The sequence below is a fragment of the Massilia sp. CT11-108 genome, assembly GCF_047302915.1.
Classification (GTDB): Bacteria; Pseudomonadota; Gammaproteobacteria; order Burkholderiales; family Burkholderiaceae_D; genus Telluria; species Telluria orientalis.
Genome location: NZ_JBKYMO010001067.1, coordinates 1 through 780 on the forward strand (window position 1 = coordinate 1; position 780 = coordinate 780).

Genomic DNA, 780 nt, shown 5'->3' on the forward strand with positions numbered 1-780 from the left:
TGTAGTGGTCAAGTAATTTCGGACACCACGATAGATTCTTTTGCTGCCATGTTCCGCTCGAAGACGGTGGGCGGCAGGTTGCCCAGAACGGAGTTCAGCCGTTCGCAGTTGTAGAAGCCCACGATGTAGGCCGCGATGTCGATTCTGGCTTCGGCATGATTGGCATACTGGCGTTGCCAGACCCGTTCCATTTTCAGGTTCAGAAAGAAGCGTTCGGCGACCGCATTGTCCCAGCAATTTCCCTTCCGGCTCATGCTGCAGATATAGCCGTGCTTGGCCAGCAAAGCTTGGTATTCGGCGCTCGCGTACTGGCTGCCGCGATCGGAATGGACCACCAGGCCCGGCGCCGGTTGCCGGTGCCCGATGGCCATGTTCAGGGCCTCGCACACCAGGCTGGCAGGCATGCTTGGCGCCATGGCCCAGCCCACCACCCGACGCGAAAACAGATCGAGCACGACCGCCAAATAAAGCCAGCCGGCGCCAGTTCGGATATACGTGATATCGGAGGCGTAGGCCACGTTCGGTGCCACCGGATTAAACCGACGACCCAGCACATTGGCGGCTACCGGCAAGGCATGTTTGCTGTCGGTTGTGTGAATGAATTTACGCTTCCAGACGGGTTTCAGCTCAGCTTGCCGCATCAGCCGCCGCACTTTATGGCGGCCGATTTGCAGCCCGTCGTTGGCCAGGGCGGCCACGATCCTGCGGCTGCCGTAGCTTTGATGGCTTGCCGCGAAAGCGGCCCGCACATGCACGCTGGCCTTGCACACGGCGGGCTGG

The 780-nt window shown here is 60.5% G+C and carries 1 protein-coding gene; it reads right to left on the reverse strand.

All coding sequences use genetic code 11. From position 1 onward, the window contains the following. Positions 1-8: 8 nt before the first annotated feature. The coding region (locus tag ACEN88_RS33165; RefSeq protein ID WP_413346556.1) for an IS3 family transposase at positions 9-780 on the reverse strand (772 nt) is incomplete at its 5' end.